The sequence below is a fragment of the Cognatishimia activa genome, from assembly GCF_001458335.1.
Classification (GTDB): Bacteria; Pseudomonadota; Alphaproteobacteria; order Rhodobacterales; family Rhodobacteraceae; genus Cognatishimia; species Cognatishimia activa.
On the sequence record NZ_CYTO01000004.1, the window covers coordinates 210,083 to 230,801 of the forward strand.

A 20,719-nucleotide genomic window follows, 5' to 3' on the forward strand; every position below is an offset into this window, starting at 1 on the left:
TGGTTAGTCCACCAATATCTCGGCGAGAAGGGTATTTAGAACCATACGACCATCTTGTGTCGCATAGATCCTGCCTTGCGCCTGCCTGATCATTCCTATGTCTTCCAAATGGTCCGTCACGTTAGAATTTAAAGGCCGGCCAGATAAGTTTTGCCAACGCGCAATGTCGACACCTTCCGATAGGCGTAGGCCCATCATCATCATTTCATCTGCTTGATCGGGGAGCGAGATCGCGCGGCGCACGTTTTCGGCGGTTTGTTTGGAAACAGCGTCTAGCCACAGGGTTGGGTTTCGAATGCATTCTGTCGCGAATCTTTGTCCACCCAACGTCACGCGGCCATGTGCGCCGGGACCGATCCCGACGTAGTCCCCATACCGCCAATAGATCTGGTTGTGGCGACTTTCGGAACCGGGCAAGGCGTAGTTGGAAACTTCATAACCTTCCAGGCCAACCTCAGCGCAGATTTCACCAGTCACTTGGTACATATCAGCAGCAAGATCATCTTCGGGTAAGCCTTTGAGCTTGCCCTTTTCATAGCGTTGTCCGAACGGTGTCCCGGCTTCGATTGTCAGTTGGTAGAGCGAGAGGTGATCAAAAGCCATCGAAAGCGCTTCGCGCAGTTCTGCCTTCCAAGCCTCAAGGGTTTGATCCTGACGGGCGTAGATCAGATCGAAGCTAACGCGATCAAAGGTTTTGCGCGCAATGTCAAAGGCGGCCTTGGCTTCATCAACCGAATGGATGCGCCCCAAGCGTTTTAGGTCTCGATCATTCAAGGCTTGCACACCCATCGAAATCCGGCTGACACCACCAAGCCGGTAGTCGGCGAATTTTGCCGCTTCTACAGAGCCCGGGTTTGCTTCGAGAGTGACTTCAAGATCGTTGGCAGTTGGCCAAAGGCGATGCACCCTTTCCAAAATGGCTGCGACGATCTCTGGATCCATCAAGGAGGGGGTGCCACCTCCGAAAAAGACAGAGTTTAGAACGCGTCCCTGGGTCTCTGATCCGACACGGTCCAGCTCCGATAAATAGGCGCTAAGCCATTGTTTTTGATCAATTTTTTGAGATACGTGAGAGTTGAAGTCGCAATAGGGGCATTTGGCCTGACAAAAGGGCCAATGGATGTAGAGCCCAAAGCCCCCATTTTTCCAATCTTCACCCAAAACAGCCAGCAACAAAGGCTGTCACGGCACGGCCGCGGTGGCTGATTTTGTTTTTCTCAGCTTTTTCCATTTCGGCGCAGGTGATGTCCAAGCCTTCTGGAATAAACATAGGGTCGTAGCCGAAGCCACCTTCACCACGAATAGGCCAAGTGAGCGAGCCGGGCATCACGCCTTCGAACACTTCGTCATGACCATCGGGCCAAGCGAGAACCAAGGTGCAGCGGAACTGCGCAGTGCGCGGCGCATCTGGACCGGCGGCTTTGATTTCGTCATTGGCGCGGTTCATCGCCATCATGAAATCACGGCCATCAGGAGTTTCCGCCCAGTCGGCGGTGTACACGCCCGGCGCGCCGTTCAGCGCATCAATCGTGATACCGCTGTCATCGGCGAGCGCTGGTAGACCTGTGGCCTTTGCAGCGGCGTGCGCTTTGATGCGGGCATTGCCCACAAACGTGTCTTCGGTTTCTTCTGGCTCAGGCAGCTTCATTTCGCCCGCGCCGACAACGGTGACCCCGTGCGGGGCCAAGATGTCGGCGATTTCCAGAAGTTTGCCTTTGTTATGCGTGGCGACCAGAATGCGGTCGCCCTCGAATTTGCGGGTCATGCAGTGGCTTCCAGCTGTTTCGCCGCCAGCTCTTCCACGCCTTTTTCAGCAAGGTCCATCAACTGGTTCATTTGATCACGAGAGAAGACAGACCCTTCAGCACTCATCTGTACTTCGATCAGGTTTTTGTTGCCGAGCATGATGAAGTTGCCGTCAACGCCGGCCTCAGAGTCTTCAGGGTAATCCAGATCCAAAACAGGCTGTCCCGCGTAGATGCCGCAAGAGATAGCAGCAACCGGGGAAATCAGTGGATCAGTCACAATATCACCAGCTTTCAGCAGTTTGTTGACTGCCAAACGCAGCGCAACCCAGCCGCCTGTGATGGACGCGCAGCGGGTGCCGCCATCGGCCTGGATCACGTCACAGTCGATCGTGATCTGACGCTCACCCAAAGCGACGCGGTCAACACCAGCGCGCAAGGAACGACCGATCAGACGTTGAATTTCAACGGTACGACCGCCTTGTTTACCAGCCGCTGCTTCGCGACGCATGCGGGATGTGGTCGAACGTGGCAGCATGCCATATTCCGCAGTTACCCAACCAAGACCGGATCCTTTAATGAACGGTGGTACGCGGGCCTCCAAAGTGGCGGTACACAGCACATGTGTGTCGCCCATTTTGATCATGCAGGATCCTTCCGCGTGTTTTGTGACGTTGGTTTCAATCGACACTTCACGCATTTCGTTCAGCTGACGTCCGGAGGGGCGCATTTGGCAATTCCTTTTAAAGGCATATTTGTTAGGTCTGTTGGGCCATGGGATACAAGGCCGTGCAAGGGAAACGCAACCCCGTTTGCCCTTTCTGCTTGAGGCTCTGAAAGGGGCGATTAAAGTACATATTCAGATGAGCGATAGTAAAGATATCCTAAATGAGATGAATGACCGCAGCCGCGAAGTCTTCCGGCGTGTGGTTGAAGGGTATTTGTCCACCGGCGACCCGGTGGGCTCGCGGACGCTGACTCGTGAGTTTTCGGAAAAAATCAGCGCAGCAACAATTCGCAATGTGATGCAGGATCTGGAGTTTCTGGGTCTGCTGGATTCTCCGCATGTCAGTGCAGGGCGCATTCCGTCTCAGCAGGGATTGCGCATGTTTGTCGATGGCTTGCTGGAAGTGCGCGATCTAGATCGTGATGATCAGCTGAAGATCGACGAAACCCTTGGATCGAATTCCAACGATGTTGGCGGCATGCTCGACCGCGTTGGATCGGCGCTGTCCGGTGTCACTCAAGGGGCGTCCTTGGTGCTCGCGCCAAAACACGAAGCTCCCATTCGACATATCGAATTTGTCAGCCTCGCCCATGACCGGGCATTGGTCGTGTTGGTCATGGCAGATGGCCACGTGGAAAACCGACTATTCACTCCGCCGCCAGGTCAAACCCCAAGCAGTATGCGGGAAGCCGCCAACTTTCTGAACGCGTTGATTGAGGGGCGCACGCTGTCTGAGCTGCAGACCGTGATTCGCGAAGAGATTGGTAAGCGGCGGCAAGAGATCGACGAACTTTCCCGCGCCATGATCGATAGCGGATTGGCGGTTTGGGCGGATGATGGCGGCAGTGACGAACGACTCATCGTGCGTGGCCGGTCGAATTTGCTGGGCGATGCGCAGGGTGAAGAAGAGCTAGAGCGCATCAGAACCCTGTTTGATGACCTCGAACGCAAGCGAGATATCGCAGATTTCCTTGAATTGGCCGATCAAGGCGATGGCGTTCGCATTTTTATTGGCTCTGAGAACAAACTTTTTTCACTTTCGGGTTCCTCTTTGGTGGTCTCTCCATATATGAACGCTGATCGTAAGATTGTGGGTGCTGTCGGGGTCATCGGACCCAAGCGCCTGAACTATGGACGCATCGTGCCGATTGTAGATTATACGGCGCAGCTGGTTGGAAAGCTGATTTCTGATCGGAGCTAGAGGTGGAATATGGCAGAGCCAAGAGAAGACGATTTTCTGGATGATGTAGAAGACCTGGAAGCGGAGCTTCAGGATCTGGATGAGTTGGAAGATGAGGCCATCGAATTGGATGAGCTGAAAGCGGAACGCGACGAATACAAAGATCGCTGGATGCGTGCCTTGGCGGATGCAGAGAATTCCCGCAAGCGTGCGGACAAATCCCGCCGGGATGCCGAGATGTACGGCGGCTCTAAACTGGCGCGCGACATGCTGCCGGTTTACGACAATATGAAACGCGCGATGGAAGCGATTACCGAAGAGCAAAAGGCAGCCGCGCCTGCTGTGATCGAAGGCATCGAGCTGACCATGCGCGAGCTTCTGAACGTGTTCAAAAAGCATGGGCTTGAGATCATTGTGCCCGAAGTGGGCGACAAGTTTGACCCGAACCAGCACGAAGCGATGTTTGAAGCGCCAGTACCTGGGACTAAAGCGGGCGACATTATTCAGGTGTCCGCAGAAGGCTTCATGTTGCATGACCGTCTGCTGCGTCCAGCGCAGGTGGGTGTGAGCTCGACGCCGGGCTAATTGGAAAGGGCTAACGCTCTACAAAATCTGAAAAATCTGCTACAAAGCCCTCGGAACTTCGGGGGCTTTTTCTTTTGCGACATATTCTTGCAGCTGTTTTTCTATTTGTGACGGCGTTGGCGGCGCAGGCCCAGACATACCCGGACTACACAGAACTCTATGTGAACGACTTCGCCTATCTGCTTTCGGTTGAGGATGAAGAGGTCATCCGCGAAAAACTGATCGAGCTAAAAACCGAAACCGGCATTGAATTCACCGTCGTGATCATCGACCGGATGAGCGACTACGGCCATGACGGGCCGATTGAACCCTTTGCCACCGGGCTTTTCAACTATTGGGGCGTTGGGGATGCGTCGCGCAACGACGGTGTCATGCTCTTGGTTTCGCGCCTTGATCGCGTGCTGCGGATTGAAGTTGGATCGGGTTATGGCGACACCAAGAACGATGCGATGGCTGCGATTATCGACGAGAAGATCGTGCCGCTGTTTCGTGATGATGAATATGAGAAGGGCATCAATCGCGGCGTTGATGCGGTAATCCGAGATGTGGGTGGGTCGTGGCCCGGTGAGTTTAATGCAAGTATATTTGAAAAACTGAAGAACCGATTCAGCTTTGGCCTTGATGTGATCGGTGACTGGATCGCGGTTTTCTATGCCTTTGTGGCCGGTTTAGCGTTTCGGCTGTATCGCCGTTGGCGGCGCAATAAACCTCGGATCTGTCCGATTGATGGCGCGAAGATGCGCAAGCTTGAGGAACATCTGGATGATGAATACCTCGATGACGGTCAGAAGCTTGAAGAGCATCTAAAAAGCGTCGACTATGACGTGTGGTTTTGTGACGAATGCGGGCACCGCACGATAGAAAGCTACAAATCCTGGTTTTCAAAATATGGCGCTTGCCGGTCCTGTGAATATCGAACTCTGGAAGGCGAAGAGACGATTGTGGAACATGCCACCACGTCCAGCACCGGCCTCAAGCGTATCGATTACCACTGCAAACACTGCAATGATCGCTACCACACCCATGTGACCATTCCGAAGAAATCCAAAAGCTCGTCTTCGTCATCATCTGGCGGATTTGGCGGTGGGTCGTCCTCTGGCGGTGGTGCCAGCGGAAGCTGGTGAATTAGTCGCCTGAGGTTGCGAGACCTTTCAGTTCGTACAGCAAATTCAGTGCTTCGCGTGGGGTCAGTTCATCTGGGATGATTTCATCCAGACGTTCATCGACGGGTGATGGACCTGACTTTTGTGCCTGCATAGGCTCTGGCGCGGCGGCAAAGAGCGGCAGATCGTCGATAATGGCTTTTTGGGACCCGCCTTCACGCTCGTTTTTCTCTAGCATATCCAACACGTCGCGGGCGCGGTTGATGACCGCTGGTGGCAGTCCCGCGAGTTGCGCCACTTGAACGCCGTAACTGCGATCCGCCGCGCCACGTTTGACCTCGTGCAAGAAGATCACTTCGCCGTCGAATTCTTTAACGGAAACCGTTGCGTTATCGACGCCTTTAAGCTTGCCGGCGAGGGCAGTCATTTCGTGGTAGTGCGTCGCAAATAGTGCGCGGCATTGGTTGACCTCGTGCAGGTATTCAAGGGTCGCCCAAGCGATGGACAAACCGTCATAGGTCGCTGTGCCACGGCCGATTTCATCAAGGATCACCATAGCGCGGTCGTCTGATTGGTTCAGGATCGCAGCAGTTTCCACCATTTCGACCATGAAAGTGGATCGGCCACGTGCAAGATCGTCTGACGCGCCAACGCGGGAAAAGAGTTGGCTGACAATGCCGATTTTAGCGGACTCCGCCGGGACATAGCTGCCCATCTGCGCGAGCAAAGCGATCAACGCATTTTGGCGCAAGAAGGTCGATTTACCAGCCATGTTCGGACCGGTCAGCAACCAGATGCTGGCGTCATCGCCACCGCTTAGATCGCAGTCATTGGCCACAAACGGCGCACCGGATTGCTGGCGCAGCGCGGCCTCAACCACTGGGTGGCGACCAGCATTGATCTCAAAGTCACGGCTGTCATTGACCTGCGGCAGGTTCCAGTTTTCCGCTGCGGCCAAGTCTGCCAATGCGGCCTGCAGGTCGAGTTCTGCAAGGGCGCGGGCAGCGCCGGAAACCTTAGCCGAAGCCTTCAGAATTTCTTCTCTTAAGCTGGAAAAGAGACGCTTTTCAATCTCAAGTGCGTTCCCCCCAGCGTTCAGAATTTTGGTTTCCAGCTCAGACAATTCAACGGTCGTAAAACGCACCTGATTGGCGGTGGTTTGACGATGGATGAAGGTTTCAGACAGCGGCGCAGACATCATTGCGTCCGCATGTTTCGCCGTCGTTTCGACAAAATAGCCCAGCACGTTGTTGTGCTTGATTTTCAGGGACTGAATGCCTGTCAATTCGCTGTACTGCGCCTGCAGGCCCGCAATCACACCACGCCCCTCATCGCGCAAGCTGCGCGATTCATCGAGCTCTTCATGGTAACCCGGCGCGATGAAACCTCCGTCCCGTGCCAAAAGCGGAGGATCAGCGATCAAGGCTTGGTCGAGCAAATCCAACAATGTGTCGTGGCCTCGAAGGTTCTGTAGCGCATCAGTCAAAAGTGCAGGGAGTTCGACGGAACCCATCAATCCACAGATGTCTGCAGCTTGCGCAAGACCATTTCGGATGGCTGCCATGTCTCGCGGACCGCCTCGGTCAAGTGATAGGCGCGACAATGCCCGGTCCAGATCAGGGACTTTCCGCAAAAGATCCCGCAGATCTCGCGCCATATGGGCGTTTTCAACATTAAAGGTCACCGCAGCTTGGCGGTTATGGATTGTATCGAGCGAGAGCGATGGGGAGGACAAGCGCCGTTCCAGCAGTCGCGCGCCAGCGGAGGTCACGGTGCGGTCCATCGTCGACAAAAGCGTGCCGGATCGACCGCCGGACAGAGAATGCGTAAGTTCTAAATTCCGACGTGTTGCGGCGTCGATTTGCATCGTGCCGCCTGTGATCTCTTTCACTGGTGGACGCAGCAGCGGCAGTTTGCCTTTTTGGGTGATCTCTAGGTAGTCAACGATCGCGCCCAGTGCACCGGTTTCCGACCGAGTGAAGCTGCCAAATGCGTCCAAATCCTGCGTGCCAAACAGGGCCGCAACCCGTTTTCCCGCAGCAGTGCTGTCAAAGGATCCGCGAGAAACCGGGGTCATGGAAACGCCCATATCAGAGACTGTTTCAGCCAAATCCGCCTCGGATCCCTCAGCCACCAATATCTCAGAAGGGGCCAAGCGCGCGAGTTCTGCGCCCAAGCGAACTTGAGGCAAAGACATAACGTGAAGCGCGCCGGTCGAGATATCCGCCCATGCCAGCGCCGCCTCATCCCGTACTTGGGCAAAGGCAGCCAAGAAGTTGTGACGACGGGCATCAAGGAGAGAATCTTCAGTCAATGTACCGGGCGTGACCAGACGGACGACCTCACGGCGAACCACCGCCTTGTAGCCACGCTTTTTGGCTTCGGCAGGGCTTTCCATTTGTTCGCACACCGCAACGCGGAATCCTTTGCGGATCAGTGTCAGGAAATAACCCTCCGCCGCATGGTGGGGCACACCGCACATGGGGATTTCATTGCCATCGTGTTTGCCGCGTTTGGTGAGCGCGATATCGAGCGCTTCCGCCGCCGCAACCGCGTCGTCAAAGAACATCTCGTAGAAATCGCCCATCCGGTAGAACAACAGCGCATCCGGATGCGAATCTTTGATCTCAAGATACTGCGCCATCATTGGCGTGACAGCTGGTTTCGCTGCGTTCACGTGCCCGTTCCCCGAAAATTCTTGTTCCTATGGGTGTAGCAAAGGTCATAATGGTGGTGAAAGGCGAAAAACAACGGAGTTTCGCCGCTAACATGTTGAGCCGACCATGCGGTCGGTTTATGAGCGGCGCGAGCCAAAAGGAAATTCCCCCAATGACCAAGACCAAAGTCACCCGTGAAGAGGCGCTTGCCTTTCACCTAGAGCCAACGCCCGGCAAGTTTGAAATCAACGCAACCGTGCCAATGACGACGCAACGCGACCTGTCGCTGGCATACTCCCCTGGGGTGGCGGTGCCATGTGAAGAAATCGCAGCGGACCCGGCGACGGCTTATGATTACACGAACAAGGGTAACTTGGTTGCGGTCATCTCTAACGGTACAGCTGTCTTGGGCCTTGGTAACCTTGGTGCGCTGGGCTCTAAACCGGTGATGGAAGGGAAGTCGGTCCTGTTCAAACGCTTCGCGGATGTGAACTCGATCGATATTGAGTTGGACACCGAAGATCCGGACGCGTTCTGTCAGGCGGTGAAGCTGATGGGGCCGACTTTTGGCGGTATCAATCTTGAAGACATCAAAGCGCCTGAGTGTTTCATCATTGAGCAGCGCTTGAAGGAAGAAATGGACATTCCTGTCTTCCACGATGACCAGCACGGTACCGCAGTGATCTGTGCGGCGGGCTTGATCAACGCGCTGAAACTGTCCGGCAAAAAGATCGAAGACGTAAAGATCGTCCTGAATGGTGCGGGTGCAGCCGGTATTGCGTGTATCGAGCTGTTGAAGTCCATGGGCGCAAAGCACGATAACTGCATCGTCTGCGATACCAAGGGCGTGATCTATCAAGGCCGCACAGAGGGTATGAACCAGTGGAAGTCAGCGCACGCGATCAAGACGAAACTGCGCACGCTGGATGAAGCCATGAAAGGTGCGGACGTCTTCCTTGGTGTTTCCGTTAAGGGCGCGGTGACACCAGAGATGGTGGAAGGTATGGCGCAAGATCCATTGATCTTTGCCATGGCGAACCCAGATCCAGAGATCACTCCGGAAGAAGCACAGGCGGTGCGTCCAGATGCAATCGTTGGGACAGGTCGTTCCGACTATGCCAACCAAGTGAACAACGTATTGGCTTTCCCTTACCTGTTCCGCGGCGCGCTTGATATTCATGCCCGTGCGATCAATGACGAAATGAAGATCGCCTGCGCGGAAGCACTGGCGGAGATGGCACGTGAAGATGTGCCGGACGAGGTGGCGATGGCTTACGGTCGTAAGCTGTCTTTTGGTCGCGATTACATCATTCCAACACCGTTTGACCCACGCTTGATCCACCGTATTCCGCCAGCAGTGGCCAAAGCGGGTATGGACACTGGCGTCTCCCGCCGCCCGATCGTGGATATGGAAGGTTATGAAGCGAGCCTGAAATCTCGCATGGACCCAACCGCGACCATGCTACGTGGCCTGAACGCCCGTGCACGAAACGCTCAAGCGCGTATGATCTTCGCGGAAGGCGACGATCCGCGCGTTTTGCGTGCGGCTGTGACCTACCAACGCTCTGGATTGGGCAAAGCCATTGTTGTTGGGCGCGAGACGGATGTCGCTGAGAAGCTGGAAGCTGCGGGTCTTGGCGATGCAGTGAACGAGCTTGAAGTGGTCAACGCAGCAAACTCTCTGCATTTCCGTTCTTACAAAGACTTCTTGTACAAACGTTTGCAGCGCAAAGGTTATGACCGTCACGATGTGCACCGTCTGGCGGCGCGTGACCGCCACGTATTTGCGTCTTTGATGCTGGCGCATGGTCATGGCGATGGCTTGGTGACCGGCGCGACACGTAAGTCGGCGCATGTGATGGAATTGATCAATCACGTGTTTGACGCAGACGCGGATGCCGGCGCTGTTGGTGTGACCGCGATCTTGCACAAGGGTCGTGTGGTTCTGATCTCAGATACGCTGGTGCATGAATGGCCGGACGAAAATGATCTTGCCAACATTGCGGAACGCTGTGCGGTCGTGGCACGTGACATGGGGCTTGAGCCTCGTGTTGCCTTCGTGAGCTTCTCAACCTTTGGCTACCCAGTTTCTGAGCGCGCCGAGAAGATGCACCTGGCTCCGCAGGTTCTGGACAAGCGTGGCGTTGACTTTGAATACGAAGGTGAGATGACCGTGGATGTGGCGATGAACCCATCTGCGCAGGAAGCCTATCCGTTCCAACGCCTGACTGGTCCTGCAAACGTTCTGGTGGTTCCAGCACGTCACTCTGCAAGCATCTCGACCAAACTGATGCAGGAAATGGCTGGCGCCACAGTGATTGGCCCGATCTTGTCCGGTGTCGATAAGTCGATCCAGATTTGTTCCACAACATCGACCGCAAATGACATCGTCAATATGGCGGTTCTGGCAGCGTGTAAGGTTGGCTGACAAGTAGGTCTTTCAAATATTAGTGGCTTGTACTCCCCCTGAGACCAATTCAGATTGGCCTCAGGGATTTCTCTTTTTGTGAGTGACAATGGCCATCTATAACCTTGGTTCGATCAACGCAGATCTGTTCTATCAGGTGCCGCATTTGCCGGGGCCTGGCGAAACGCTTGCGGCGAAAAGCATGACCCGTGGTTTGGGTGGCAAAGGCGCGAATATGTCTGTTGCCGCCGCACGGGCGGCGGCGTTGGTGTCTCATATCGGCGCGGTTGGGTCTGATGGCACTTGGGCGCGGCAGCGGCTGTTGGAATATGGCGTGGACACGCGGCATATCGCGGTGATGGATCAGCAATCCACTGGTCATGCGGTTATCAATGTTGACGAGGATGGTGAAAACGCGATTGTCTTGTTTCCCGGTGCGAATGCAGAAATCACCGAAAGCGCGGTTGGCCAAGCGCTGAGCGAAAGCGCGAATGGCGACACGTTGCTTATTCAGAACGAGACCAACCAGCAGGCCTATGCTGCGAAGATGGGTAAAGAACTGGGCATGTATGTGGCCTATGCAGCGGCACCCTTTGACGCGGCCTCTGTTCAAGCGGTTCTGCCCTATTTGGATTTCTTGATTTTGAACGAAGTCGAGGCGGCGCAGCTAACAGAAGAGACCGGCCTAGCGGTAGATAATCTGCCTGTCGCCGATGTGGTCATCACGCTGGGGGCAAAGGGGTGTCGTTGGATCAACTCGATCGAAAAGACCTCTCAAGATTTTCCAGCGCATAAGGTGGATGTGGTGGATACGACCGGAGCAGGGGACACGTTTACGGGCTATCTGCTCGCGGGTCGAGATCGCGGTATGCCGATCGCTCAGGCGATTGGTTTGGCGATGAAAGCGGGCGCCTTGATGGTTACGCGTGAAGGTACCGCCGATGTGATCCCGGACCTTAAAGAGGTCCAGGAATCAGGGCTCTAACTTACTTCGCAAATGGTGCGTCCGTGCCCCAAAGTTGTTTTACCCGGGCATCCCGACCGCAAGCTTCGCGGTAGCGTTTGTAGGCCTCTGACTGTTTCTTTGGCCCAAAACGCGTCAGGATCAGCTTGCTGCCTTTGTAGTAATCTTGGTGATACGCCTCGGCTTTGTAGAATGCGCCTGCGGCAATCACCGGCGTGACGACTTTGCGACCCAGCGCTTTCTGAGCATTTGCTTTGGCTTGTTCCGCAGCAGCCTTTTGCGCGTTATTGCCGTAGAAAACGGCTGTGCGATAGCTGTCACCGCGGTCACAGAATTGACCGCCGGCATCTGTCGGGTCGACAGAGCGGAAGAACTTATGAAGGATCTCGTCGCGAGAGACCCTGTTGTTGTCGAATGTAATCTCGACCGCTTCATAGTGGCCTGTGCCGCCCTTGGTGATCTTCTTGTATTCAGCGTCAGCGGCGGATCCGCCAATATAGCCAGACACCGCGCGTTTGACGCCGGGCACGCTTTCAAAATCACTTTCAACACACCAGAAACAGCCGCCTGCAACAATGAGCTTTTCGGTTCCGGCTTGCGCCTGGCCGCATTGAAGGATCGCTGCGACGGCAATCAGACCGCCCAGAAGATAGGTTTTCAGGTTGATCATAGGGTTCATAAGACACTCTCCACTCGTGTTGAGGGCAGGTTGCATAAGCGGATGCTAACGCTCAAGTCACGGGCGTGTGACGTCACGGATTGGTGATTGATTGTCACATGGTGAATGAGGGGCTCTGCCCCTCGGCCTTTGGCCTCACCCCGGGATATTTTGGCCAAAAAGAAAGGCCTGCCGTCACGAAGGAAGGCAGGCCTTTTGAAATTGGTTTGAACGCTCTTACTTGTCAGAAACGCGCTTGTTGCGGGCTGCGAGCAGTTTGAGGCGCAGGGCGTTCAATTGGATGAAACCAGCGGCGTCTTTCTGGTCGTAAGCGCCAGCGTCTTCTTCGAAGGTCACGTGCGCTTCGGAGTAGAGGCTGTGGTCGGACCAGCGGCCCACACAGGTTGCGGAGCCTTTGTAGAGCTTCAGTTTCACGGTGCCGGTGACATTTTCTTGGGATTTGTCGATGGCCGCTTGCAGCATTTCACGCTCTGGCGAGTACCAGAAGCCATTGTAGATCAGTTCCGCGTAGCGTGGCATCAGGCTGTCTTTCAGGTGGCCTGCGCCGGAATCCAGTGTGATCTGTTCGATGCCGCGATGCGCTTCCAGAAGCACAGTGCCGCCTGGGGTTTCGTAGATGCCGCGGGACTTCATGCCGACGAAACGGTTTTCGACGAAGTCCAAACGGCCGATGCCGTGTTTGCCGCCTAGTTCGTTCAGTTTGGTCAGGATGGTCGCCGGGCTCATTGCTTCGCCGTTGATGGCAACCGCGTCGCCTTTTTCGAAGGTGACTTCGATGAATTCAGGTGTTTCAGGCGCGTCTTCTGGTGCGACGGTGCGTTGGTAGACGTAATCTGGTGCGTCAATTGCTGGGTCTTCCAGGACTTTGCCCTCAGAAGAGGTGTGCAGCAGGTTCGCGTCCACAGAGAATGGCGCTTCGCCGCGCTTGTCTTTGGCGATCGGGATTTGGTGCTGTTCAGCAAATTCCAGCAGTTTAGTCCGGCTGGACAGGTCCCATTCACGCCAAGGGGCGATCACTTTGATGTCGGGGTTCAACGCATAGGCTGCCAGCTCAAAACGCACCTGGTCGTTGCCTTTACCGGTTGCGCCGTGGGCGACGGCATCTGCACCGGTCGCTTCCGCGATCTCGATCAGACGCTTGGAAATCAACGGGCGCGCGATGGAGGTGCCCAGAAGGTACAGACCTTCGTAAACCGCATTGGCGCGGAACATTGGGAAGACGAAATCACGTACGAACTCTTCGCGGATGTCTTCGATATAGATGTTGTCTGGGTTGATGCCCAACAGCTCTGCCTTTTGGCGGGCTGGTTCCAGCTCTTCGCCCTGACCGAGGTCAGCGGTGAACGTGACGACTTCGCAACCGTATTCGGTTTGCAGCCATTTCAGGATGATGGAGGTATCAAGGCCACCGGAATAGGCCAAAACAACTTTCTTAGGCGCAGACATTTTATTTTCCTTCAGACGGGCAACGCTTTGGACAACAGCGGGGCGATAACGTGTTTTGAAGGCTGGGGCAAGCGGTGTGAGTATGCAGGCTTGAAAAGCACACAGAAAATGGTCACGACTGAGGTAAATTCGTTAGGAGAAATTTATGTTGGGTTTGAGAGTTCTTTTGCATTCGGTGAAATTGGTTTTTCTAAATTGGCAGACCGCTTTGCGTATTTCGTCTCCGATTATCGCGGTCGGGCTTGCGTTTGCCGTGTTGTTTGGAAGCTCAGATGTCAGTTTTGACTTTGAGAACCCGCCTTCTGATTTCCCGTGGGGTGCCGTCACCCTTTTCGGCATCGCATATGTCGTCGCGGGGCTTTGGGTCGCCGTCGCTTGGCATCGATATGTCTTGCTCGAGGAAGATAGCGGATCGATTGTCCCAAGATTCCGCGGTAATCGAATTGGCGCATATCTTCTGCAGGGTATCTTGCTTTCCCTGATTGTGATTTTGGCCGCAGTAGTGGTCGGCACGGTTTCTGGATTGATCTTCACCCTGGTCGGCGGAATGGCCGGTGTCTTTTTGACCACTCTTGTTGTCACCGGCGTTCTGCTGTGGATTTTCTACCGGCTGTCACCAACATTGCCTGCTGCCGCTTTGGGTGAAGCGCTTTCGATTGGCAATGCTTGGCGCAAAACCAGCGCTTACTCCGGTGCAATCTTGATCATGGTTATCGCAATGAGCGTGCTTTCATCGTTGTTTGGTTCTATTGTGGAATCCTTTGCCGGCGTATCGAGCCTTATCTACGTGTTGCTTAGCGTTGTTCAAACTTGGGTGAGTTTGATGGTTGGCATCAGTGTCCTGACCACGATCTACGGGATTGCGGTCGAATACCGCGAGCTCTGACCCAGTATTCATTGGTATTCTTCGCCCCAAAGGCTTGCTCTTCTTATGGGCTTCAGGCACCTAGGATCTCATGACCGATTTCCGCACCCAAGCCCGCAGTGCCGAAGCCGCCATGCGCAGCGTTTTTGATGCCACGCCTCTGCAGCGGAATGCCCATTTGTCTCAACGCTACAAGGCCGAGATCTACCTCAAACGCGAGGACTTGACGCCTGTGCGTAGCTACAAGCTGCGCGGGGCGTTTAATGCCATGCGAAAGGTGCTGGACAAAGACCCGTCCCGTGACCTTTTTGTCTGCGCCTCTGCGGGAAACCATGCCCAAGGGGTTGCCTTTATGTGCAATCATTTTGGTGTAAAAGGCGTGATCTTTATGCCGGTGACCACGCCGCAGCAGAAGATTTTCAAGACCGAAGTCTTTGGCGATGGCGCAATAGAAGTGCGTTTGGTCGGCGACTATTTTGATGACACCTTGGCGGCGGCGCAGGCGTTTTGCGCTGAAGCAAAAGGGACGTTTCTGCCGCCCTTTGACGATGAAGATGTGATTGAAGGTCAGGCATCCGTTGCCGCTGAGATTCTGACGCAACTGGGTAAAGCTCCTGATCACATCGTTCTGCCTGTTGGCGGCGGAGGGCTGTCTTCGGGTATCAGCAGCTTTTTTGGTAACGAGGTCGACTATACTTTCGTCGAACCATCAGGCGGGCCCAGTTTGAAGGCGGCTTTGGACGCGGGCGAATTGGTGACCTTGGATGCGGTCGACAGCTTTGTGGATGGCGCAGCGGTGGCGCGGATTGGCGAGAAGAACTTTGCGCGCCTGAAGCATCACAGCGCGGATGAGGTGGTGCTGTCTCCTGAAGACCGTATTTGTGCGACGATGCTAGAGATTCTAAACGTCGAAGGCATCGTGTTGGAGCCAGCCGGTGCCTTGGCCGTCGATGCCCTGACCGATGTTGCTGATGAGATCAAAGGAAAAACCGTGGTTTGTGTGACCTCTGGTGGCAATTTTGACTTTGAGCGCCTGCCTGAGGTCAAAGAACGTGCGCAGCGCTATTCCGGTGTGAAAAAGTATTTCATTCTGCGCCTCCCTCAACGTCCCGGCGCGCTTAAAGACTTCTTGGCTATGCTTGGTCCAGACGATGACATTGCGCGGTTTGAGTACCTCAAGAAATCCGCACGCAATTTCGGCTCTGTCTTGATTGGTATTGAGACCAATGACCCAAAGAACTTCGCCAAGCTCTTTGATCGGATCGAGGCCGCGGGGATGGGTTTCACCGACATTACCAATGATGAAACGCTTGCGCAGTTCTTGATTTAGAGCCGTTCAACTTTGGTCTTCTAGGAACTCTGCCACAAAAGCCTGCTTGGATTGGTAAAATGAACTGCGCACGGCGTCCAAATCCGCTTGCGCCCCTTCATTTAAGCTATGTTCTGCGATTTGACATGTTTTGGAAAAGGCCGCGAAGCCAACATTCGCGCCGCTCCCCTTTAAAAAATGCATGTCTGTTCCAGAGGCACCATCGTTTTGAATGCGCCCGAAGACCTCTTCAACCTCCTCGTAAAAAATGTCGACAATTTCAGCAAAACCTTCCGCGCCTAGGTCGTTGCGCAGCTGATTTATCTTTTGGTGATCAAGCATGACGGCCCCTTTAGTCTCATAATGAGTAGAGAATTTTAAGAAACGGTAATCACGGCCCTTAAAACCGAGTGGATTTTCTTCATGCGGATTTAATAGGCTTTGGGTGAAGCTGCGGCTCGCTGCGAACAGGAAGTCGTTTAGGGAGTCGTCGTGATCAGTGCTCAGCCAATTGTCGTCGATAGTGTACCGGCGTCTCGGGCCCTTCAACGGGTATTGCTGGTGGACGAAAGTCGATTGCAGAGACGTATTCTATCCGCGTCCCTGAACAGGGATGGATTCGAAGTGTTGGAGGCGGGCAGCGCGCAAGAAGCATTGGATATATGTCAGCGGGATATGCCCGATCTTGTTCTGTCTGATTGGGTTCTCTCTGATATGGAAGGCCCGGAATTCTGTCGGAACTTCCGAGATTTGCCATCACCACATTACTGCTATTTTGTTTTCCTGACGGCCAAGTCCGAAAAAGACAGTGTCGTGAAGGCGTTAGAGCAAGGTGCCGACGATTTTTTGCTTAAACCGGTTGATGCGCATGAGCTAAGAGCGCGCATGTCGGCGGCTGCGCGTATTCTGAAAATGCAGCGTGAAATCACAGATACTCTTTCAGAGCTTCAGACGGTTCATGAATTGGTGAACAAGGACCTGCTGGCGGCGAAGCGGTTTCAAGAATCTTTGGTCAAGGAGAGGGTCGTAGAATTCCCAAAGGGGCGCGTTTCGATGTTGCTTGAGTCCAGTGGACATGTCGGCGGGGACTTGGTTGGCCACTATCGCATTGATCGAGATCGGATTGGTTTGTTTGCAATTGATGTGAGCGGACATGGGATCAGCTCTGCGCTGATGACCGCGCGCCTTGCGGGATATTTGTCAGCAACGTCTCGGGAGCAAAATATTGCGCTGATCCCAGCAAACGGGGAAGGCTATGATGCGTTGCCACCTCATCAAGTGGTCGAACAGCTGAATAGCTTGTTTTTGGATGAAATAGAGACTGAACATTACTTCACGATGGTTCTTGCAGAGGTCGATCTTGAGAGCGGCAAGGTGCGTTTGGCGCAGGCAGGTCATCCTCACCCATTGGTGCAACGATCTTGTGGTGCGATTGAAAAGCATGGTGCTGGCGGGCTGCCCGTCGGTCTTGTGCCCGGGGCGGATTACGCGGAATTCGAGTTGACGCTTGGACCCGGCGATCGGCTGATCGTGCTCTCGGATGGGCCGATTGAATGTCCGGATGCCGAAGGCAATATGCTGGATGACGACGGGCTCAATCTGCTTTTGACAGAACTCGCGCAGGACCAAGGCGAGGACTTTCTAGAAGGGTTTTTGTGGCGCTTGCAGGAATTTGCTGGAGGTCGTCCGATCCCGGATGACGTGTCCGGAATTTTATTAGAGTTTCATGACCTCAGAAATGCGCCAAGTCGATGAAGTGTCGGTCGCCGCTATTGGCGAGCATGTACCTTGCTTCTTCACGATGGAGCCAGACTGCAGTGTGACCGGGTTCGGTTGGATGGCCAAGTCGGCACACTGGGCGTGCCAGGTAAATCGTGCAGAGCTTATCTGCGAACTTCTCGTACTCCGCCATATAGGCAAATCGGCGAAAAGCCCCTAGCCGACGGGGTTTTGAGATACGCCAGCCGGTTTCTTCTAGCACCTCGCGATGTAGTGCCGTGATTGGCGACTCGCCGGGGTCAATTCCGCCGCCGGGCAATTGCAGTTCCGGCTCTGGCAATTTGTCTGAGGCGTCTTGGCGCGTGACCAGTATTTTATCTCCGCGCAACAAGATCACATAAGCTCCGGGGCGGGGTTTATAGACCTGTCCTGTCTTCGGTGGGGTTCCAAACCGTCGGATCATGCGTTACCAGCCCTTTTTGTTCATCTTGCCGCACCTATATAGCTGCGGTATGCCAAGGTAAGGCCCGTAAGGAAAGCCCAAGGAACTCCAATGACTCTCGGAACCAAAATCGCCTGGGACGACACAGTGTTGCCGTTTCAGCTGGATAAATCTGACATTCGCGGACGCGTTGCGCGGCTGGATAACGTTTTGCACGGTATCCTAAAGCAACATGAATATCCGGAATCTGTTGAAGCTTTGGTGGCCGAGGTTGCGCTTTTGACTGCGCTGATCGGTCAAACCATCAGCCTGCGCTGGAAACTGTCTTTGCAGGTGCAAACCAATGGTCCAGTGCGCATGATTGCGTCAGACTATTATGCGCCGACCAAAGAAGGTGAGCCTGCGCGCATCCGTGCCTATGCGGGGTTTGATGAGGATCGGCTGACCGATGCAGCGCCATTTGAGCAGCTGGGGAATGGTTATTTCGCGGTTTTGATTGATCAGGGTGAGGGGACGCAGCCTTATCAAGGGATCGCTCCTTTGACAGGTGGCTCGCTGAGCGCAAGCGCTGAAGGGTATTTTGCGCAGTCAGAACAGCTGCCGACACGCTTTTCTCTGCGGTTCGGAAAGTCTTCCGAGCCGGGTGTCGCCGAACATTGGCGCGCGGGCGGCGTGATGCTTCAGCACATGCCAAAGGCGTCTCCGCTTGTCAGCGGTGAAGGTGGTTCTGGGGACAAAGGCCAGTTGACCGCAAGCGATCTGCTGGAAGATGACGAAGAAGAAAACTGGAACCGCGCGAATATTCTGCTCGACACGGTCGAGGAGCTGGAACTGATTGGCCCAAGCGTGACCCCAAGCACTTTGCTTCTGCGCCTGTTCAATGAGGAAGAGCCGCGGGTTTACGATGCTCAGAAAGTGGCGTTTGGCTGCTCTTGCTCAGAAGACCGCGTGCGCCAATCGTTGTCGATTTATTCTGCCAAGGATATCGAGAAGATGACGACAGAAGATGGCTGGGTTACTGCGGACTGCCAGTTCTGTGGCTCGCATTTCCAGCTTGATCCAAAAACCGTTGGGTTCGACGCGGAGAAACCTGCCGGATGACGGATGCGAAGGCGGCCCTGCTAAGTGCGATTGACCGCGACGGCGGGGCCTCTTCTGATTTTGATCTGAATCCCGATGTGGTGTTGCCGGAGGGGCGCAAATTGCGTCCAGCCGGGGTTTTGATCCCAGTTCAAATGATAGATGGACAGGCGCAGGTGATCCTCACCAAACGCAGTTCGCATTTGAAACATCACCCGGGCCAGATCGCTTTTCCTGGCGGCAAGCAGGACGAGGCGGACGCGGATGTCATTGCCGCTGCTTTACGTGAAGCGGATGAAGAGATTGGGCTCAAACCAACAAATGTCGAGGTGCTCGGGACGCTCGCCAGCCATGAAACGGTCACCAGCTTTTTAGTAACACCCGTTTTGGGCTTTGTTCGAGACGCTTTTGTTCACGAACCAGAGCCGGGAGAGGTCGAAGAGGTCTTTTCAGTCCCCCTTACGCACCTGATTGATCCGAACAATTTCCGTGTCGAAGGCCGTCGCTGGCGCGGGCAAAGGCGGCATTATTACACCGTGCCTTATGGGCCGTATTACATCTGGGGGGCCACCGCGCGCATGTTGCGTGGGTTGGCAGAACGGATGTCTTCATGAAAGTCACAGGGGATTGGCTCACACGGCAGACCACCCAAGACGTTTGCGCGATGCTTACCGGTGGTGGACACCAAGCTTTGCTTGTCGGGGGTTGCGTGCGTAATGCGCTGCTTGATGCGCCGGTGTCTGACATTGATATCTCGACAGATGCGCTGCCTGATCGGGTGATCGAGTTGGCTAAAGAGGTCGGTTTGAAAGCGATCCCAACCGGTAAGGAGCACGGGACAATTACTGTGATCGCTGGCGGTATTCCTCACGAGATCACCACATTTCGAAAAGACGTTGAAACTGATGGGCGTCGGGCCGTTGTGGCCTTCTCCGACTGCGTCGAAGATGATGCGCATCGCCGCGATTTCACAATGAACGCTCTCTACGTGAAACCGGATGGGACTTTGGTTGATCCGCTGGGTGGGCTTCAGGACCTTCATGCGCGCCGTTTCGTGTTTATTGATGATGCGGACATGCGCATTCGTGAGGACTATCTGCGGATCCTGCGCTTCTTCCGTTTTAACGCGTGGTATGGTGACCCAAGTGCCGGGCTGGATGCAGAGGCGTTGGCGGCCATTGCGGCGAATTCCGATGGAATAGAGTCTCTTTCTAAAGAGCGGGTCGGCACTGAAATGCTGAAATTGCTTTCTGCCTCTGATCCTGCGCCTGCTGTTGCCGCCATGCGGCAATCTGGGGCTTTGGCTCAGGTTCTGGAAGGTGCCGATGACAAGCCGCTTGCGCCCCTTGTGCATTTTGAAGCGGAAGCCGGTGTCGCGTCTGATCCAATACGACGCCTCGCTGCGCTGGGCGGGCAGGGGGTTGAGAAAGCGCTGCGCTTATCCAAGAAAGATGCGGCGCGGCTAGAGGTGTTGCGTGAGGAGACCGGAGCGATGACTCCGGTTGCCGAAATTGCCTATCGACAAGGTGCCGACCTTGCGATCTCGGTGATCTTGCTTCGTTCGGCAATGTTCGAACAACCGCTCCCGCACGGATTTAGCGAAGAAATCGCAATGGGTGCGACGGCGATTTTCCCAATCAAAGCAGCGGACCTATTGGACCAGTTTCAAGGCCCAGAATTGGGCGCGAAACTCAAGGCGCTTGAGAGTGCGTGGATCAAATCAGGTTTCGCGCTGGATAAAGACACGCTCCTGGAAATGTGAAGCCGCCGCTGTGCGCAGGTGTTGACTTGAGACTTCCTCTGGGTCACCT

The 20,719-nt window shown here is 54.7% G+C and carries 19 protein-coding genes; 11 read left to right on the top strand and 8 right to left on the bottom strand.

The genetic code is table 11. The features are described 5' to 3' along the window. Positions 1–3: 3 nt before the first annotated feature. Genes hemW through rph form a run of 3 tightly spaced genes read right to left on the bottom strand, consistent with a single transcriptional unit; the run spans position 4 to position 2,475 of the window. On the bottom strand, positions 4–1,161 hold the full coding sequence (hemW, locus tag TA5113_RS02150) for a radical SAM family heme chaperone HemW (protein WP_058313583.1): 1,158 nt from the start codon (positions 1,159–1,161) through the stop codon (positions 4–6). Then, positions 1,154–1,765 carry an RdgB/HAM1 family non-canonical purine NTP pyrophosphatase gene (gene rdgB / locus TA5113_RS02155; protein ID WP_058313584.1) on the bottom strand — a complete coding sequence of 204 codons (612 nt, stop codon included), beginning with the start codon at positions 1,763–1,765 and terminating at the stop codon, positions 1,154–1,156. The genes hemW and rdgB overlap by 8 nt, the downstream gene beginning before the upstream one ends. Then, positions 1,762–2,475: a ribonuclease PH gene (rph, locus tag TA5113_RS02160; protein ID WP_058313585.1), complete on the bottom strand. Its 714-nt coding sequence runs from the start codon at positions 2,473–2,475 to the stop codon at positions 1,762–1,764. The genes rdgB and rph overlap by 4 nt, the downstream gene beginning before the upstream one ends. 133 nt (positions 2,476–2,608) lie before the next feature. Between rph and hrcA the strand changes: the two genes are divergently transcribed. From hrcA to TA5113_RS02175, 3 genes are all read left to right on the top strand, one after another. Then, on the top strand, positions 2,609–3,673 hold the full coding sequence (gene hrcA, locus TA5113_RS02165) for a heat-inducible transcriptional repressor HrcA (RefSeq protein WP_058313586.1): 1,065 nt from the start codon (positions 2,609–2,611) through the stop codon (positions 3,671–3,673). A 9-nt stretch (positions 3,674–3,682) separates the two neighbouring features. Beyond that, positions 3,683–4,237 (top strand): nucleotide exchange factor GrpE, encoded by a 555-nt coding sequence (locus TA5113_RS02170; protein WP_058313587.1) that lies wholly within the window; start codon positions 3,683–3,685, stop codon positions 4,235–4,237. Positions 4,238–4,311: 74 nt separating this feature from the next. Then, on the top strand, positions 4,312–5,361 hold the full coding sequence (locus TA5113_RS02175) for a TPM domain-containing protein (RefSeq protein WP_058313588.1): 1,050 nt from the start codon (positions 4,312–4,314) through the stop codon (positions 5,359–5,361). A gap of 1 nt (position 5,362) precedes the next feature. Here the strand turns inward: TA5113_RS02175 and mutS are convergent, their stop codons facing one another. Next, the gene (gene mutS / locus TA5113_RS02180) at positions 5,363–7,987 is read right to left on the bottom strand and encodes a DNA mismatch repair protein MutS (protein ID WP_058313780.1); all 2,625 of its coding nucleotides are present in this window, start codon (positions 7,985–7,987) and stop codon (positions 5,363–5,365) included. A 182-nt stretch (positions 7,988–8,169) separates the two neighbouring features. Here mutS and TA5113_RS02185 point away from each other — a divergent pair, with 182 nt between their 5' ends. Both TA5113_RS02185 and TA5113_RS02190 read left to right on the top strand, forming a co-directional pair. Next, complete coding sequence (locus tag TA5113_RS02185; RefSeq protein WP_058313781.1) at positions 8,170–10,425, top strand: NADP-dependent malic enzyme; 2,256 nt, start codon at positions 8,170–8,172, stop codon at positions 10,423–10,425. 88 nt (positions 10,426–10,513) lie between these two features. Further along, positions 10,514–11,389, top strand: a complete 876-nt coding sequence (locus tag TA5113_RS02190) for a ribokinase (protein ID WP_058313589.1) — start codon at positions 10,514–10,516, stop codon at positions 11,387–11,389. Position 11,390: 1 nt separating this feature from the next. Here the strand turns inward: TA5113_RS02190 and msrA are convergent, their stop codons facing one another. Both msrA and TA5113_RS02200 read right to left on the bottom strand, forming a co-directional pair. Further along, complete coding sequence (gene msrA / locus TA5113_RS02195; RefSeq protein WP_058313590.1) at positions 11,391–12,047, bottom strand: peptide-methionine (S)-S-oxide reductase MsrA; 657 nt, start codon at positions 12,045–12,047, stop codon at positions 11,391–11,393. A 216-nt stretch (positions 12,048–12,263) separates the two neighbouring features. Continuing rightward, positions 12,264–13,493 carry an argininosuccinate synthase gene (locus TA5113_RS02200; RefSeq protein WP_058313591.1) on the bottom strand — a complete coding sequence of 410 codons (1,230 nt, stop codon included), beginning with the start codon at positions 13,491–13,493 and terminating at the stop codon, positions 12,264–12,266. A 145-nt stretch (positions 13,494–13,638) separates the two neighbouring features. Between TA5113_RS02200 and TA5113_RS02205 the strand changes: the two genes are divergently transcribed. After that, positions 13,639–14,379, top strand: a complete 741-nt coding sequence (locus TA5113_RS02205) for a hypothetical protein (protein ID WP_058313592.1) — start codon at positions 13,639–13,641, stop codon at positions 14,377–14,379. 70 nt (positions 14,380–14,449) lie between these two features. Beyond that, positions 14,450–15,688 carry a threonine ammonia-lyase IlvA gene (gene ilvA, locus TA5113_RS02210; RefSeq protein ID WP_058313593.1) on the top strand — a complete coding sequence of 413 codons (1,239 nt, stop codon included), beginning with the start codon at positions 14,450–14,452 and terminating at the stop codon, positions 15,686–15,688. 6 nt (positions 15,689–15,694) lie between these two features. Here ilvA and TA5113_RS02215 read toward each other — a convergent pair whose 3' ends face one another. Next, positions 15,695–16,009 carry an Hpt domain-containing protein gene (locus tag TA5113_RS02215; protein ID WP_058313594.1) on the bottom strand — a complete coding sequence of 105 codons (315 nt, stop codon included), beginning with the start codon at positions 16,007–16,009 and terminating at the stop codon, positions 15,695–15,697. Positions 16,010–16,159: 150 nt separating this feature from the next. On the opposite strand from TA5113_RS02215, the gene TA5113_RS02220 reads away from it, so the two are divergent. Continuing rightward, positions 16,160–17,422, top strand: a complete 1,263-nt coding sequence (locus TA5113_RS02220) for a PP2C family protein-serine/threonine phosphatase (protein ID WP_058313595.1) — start codon at positions 16,160–16,162, stop codon at positions 17,420–17,422. Here the strand turns inward: TA5113_RS02220 and TA5113_RS02225 are convergent. Next, on the bottom strand, positions 17,400–17,849 hold the full coding sequence (locus TA5113_RS02225; protein ID WP_058313596.1) for an NUDIX domain-containing protein: 450 nt from the start codon (positions 17,847–17,849) through the stop codon (positions 17,400–17,402). The genes TA5113_RS02220 and TA5113_RS02225 overlap by 23 nt on opposite strands. A gap of 90 nt (positions 17,850–17,939) precedes the next feature. Here TA5113_RS02225 and hslO point away from each other — a divergent pair, with 90 nt between their 5' ends. Genes hslO through TA5113_RS02240 form a run of 3 tightly spaced genes read left to right on the top strand, consistent with a single transcriptional unit; the run spans position 17,940 to position 20,670 of the window. Continuing rightward, positions 17,940–18,929, top strand: a complete 990-nt coding sequence (hslO, locus tag TA5113_RS02230; protein ID WP_058313597.1) for an Hsp33 family molecular chaperone HslO — start codon at positions 17,940–17,942, stop codon at positions 18,927–18,929. Beyond that, positions 18,926–19,522, top strand: a complete 597-nt coding sequence (locus TA5113_RS02235; RefSeq protein ID WP_058313598.1) for a CoA pyrophosphatase — start codon at positions 18,926–18,928, stop codon at positions 19,520–19,522. The genes hslO and TA5113_RS02235 overlap by 4 nt, the downstream gene beginning before the upstream one ends. After that, the gene (locus TA5113_RS02240) at positions 19,519–20,670 is read left to right on the top strand and encodes a CCA tRNA nucleotidyltransferase (RefSeq protein ID WP_058313599.1); all 1,152 of its coding nucleotides are present in this window, start codon (positions 19,519–19,521) and stop codon (positions 20,668–20,670) included. The genes TA5113_RS02235 and TA5113_RS02240 overlap by 4 nt, the downstream gene beginning before the upstream one ends. Positions 20,671–20,719 lie beyond the last annotated feature (49 nt).

Coding starts and splice junctions, on each gene's coding strand:
- rdgB (WP_058313584.1), bottom strand. CDS start 1,765: ATGACCCGCAAATTCGAGGGCGACCGCATTCTGGTCGCCACGCATAAC.
- rph (WP_058313585.1), bottom strand. CDS start 2,475: ATGCGCCCCTCCGGACGTCAGCTGAACGAAATGCGTGAAGTGTCGATT.
- hrcA (WP_058313586.1), top strand. CDS start 2,609: ATGAGCGATAGTAAAGATATCCTAAATGAGATGAATGACCGCAGCCGC.
- TA5113_RS02170 (WP_058313587.1), top strand. CDS start 3,683: ATGGCAGAGCCAAGAGAAGACGATTTTCTGGATGATGTAGAAGACCTG.
- mutS (WP_058313780.1), bottom strand. CDS start 7,987: ATGATGGCGCAGTATCTTGAGATCAAAGATTCGCATCCGGATGCGCTG.
- TA5113_RS02185 (WP_058313781.1), top strand. CDS start 8,170: ATGACCAAGACCAAAGTCACCCGTGAAGAGGCGCTTGCCTTTCACCTA.
- TA5113_RS02190 (WP_058313589.1), top strand. CDS start 10,514: ATGGCCATCTATAACCTTGGTTCGATCAACGCAGATCTGTTCTATCAG.
- msrA (WP_058313590.1), bottom strand. CDS start 12,047: ATGAACCCTATGATCAACCTGAAAACCTATCTTCTGGGCGGTCTGATT.
- TA5113_RS02200 (WP_058313591.1), bottom strand. CDS start 13,493: ATGTCTGCGCCTAAGAAAGTTGTTTTGGCCTATTCCGGTGGCCTTGAT.
- TA5113_RS02205 (WP_058313592.1), top strand. CDS start 13,639: ATGTTGGGTTTGAGAGTTCTTTTGCATTCGGTGAAATTGGTTTTTCTA.
- ilvA (WP_058313593.1), top strand. CDS start 14,450: ATGACCGATTTCCGCACCCAAGCCCGCAGTGCCGAAGCCGCCATGCGC.
- TA5113_RS02215 (WP_058313594.1), bottom strand. CDS start 16,009: ATGCTTGATCACCAAAAGATAAATCAGCTGCGCAACGACCTAGGCGCG.
- TA5113_RS02225 (WP_058313596.1), bottom strand. CDS start 17,849: ATGATCCGACGGTTTGGAACCCCACCGAAGACAGGACAGGTCTATAAA.
- hslO (WP_058313597.1), top strand. CDS start 17,940: ATGACTCTCGGAACCAAAATCGCCTGGGACGACACAGTGTTGCCGTTT.
- TA5113_RS02235 (WP_058313598.1), top strand. CDS start 18,926: ATGACGGATGCGAAGGCGGCCCTGCTAAGTGCGATTGACCGCGACGGC.
- TA5113_RS02240 (WP_058313599.1), top strand. CDS start 19,519: ATGAAAGTCACAGGGGATTGGCTCACACGGCAGACCACCCAAGACGTT.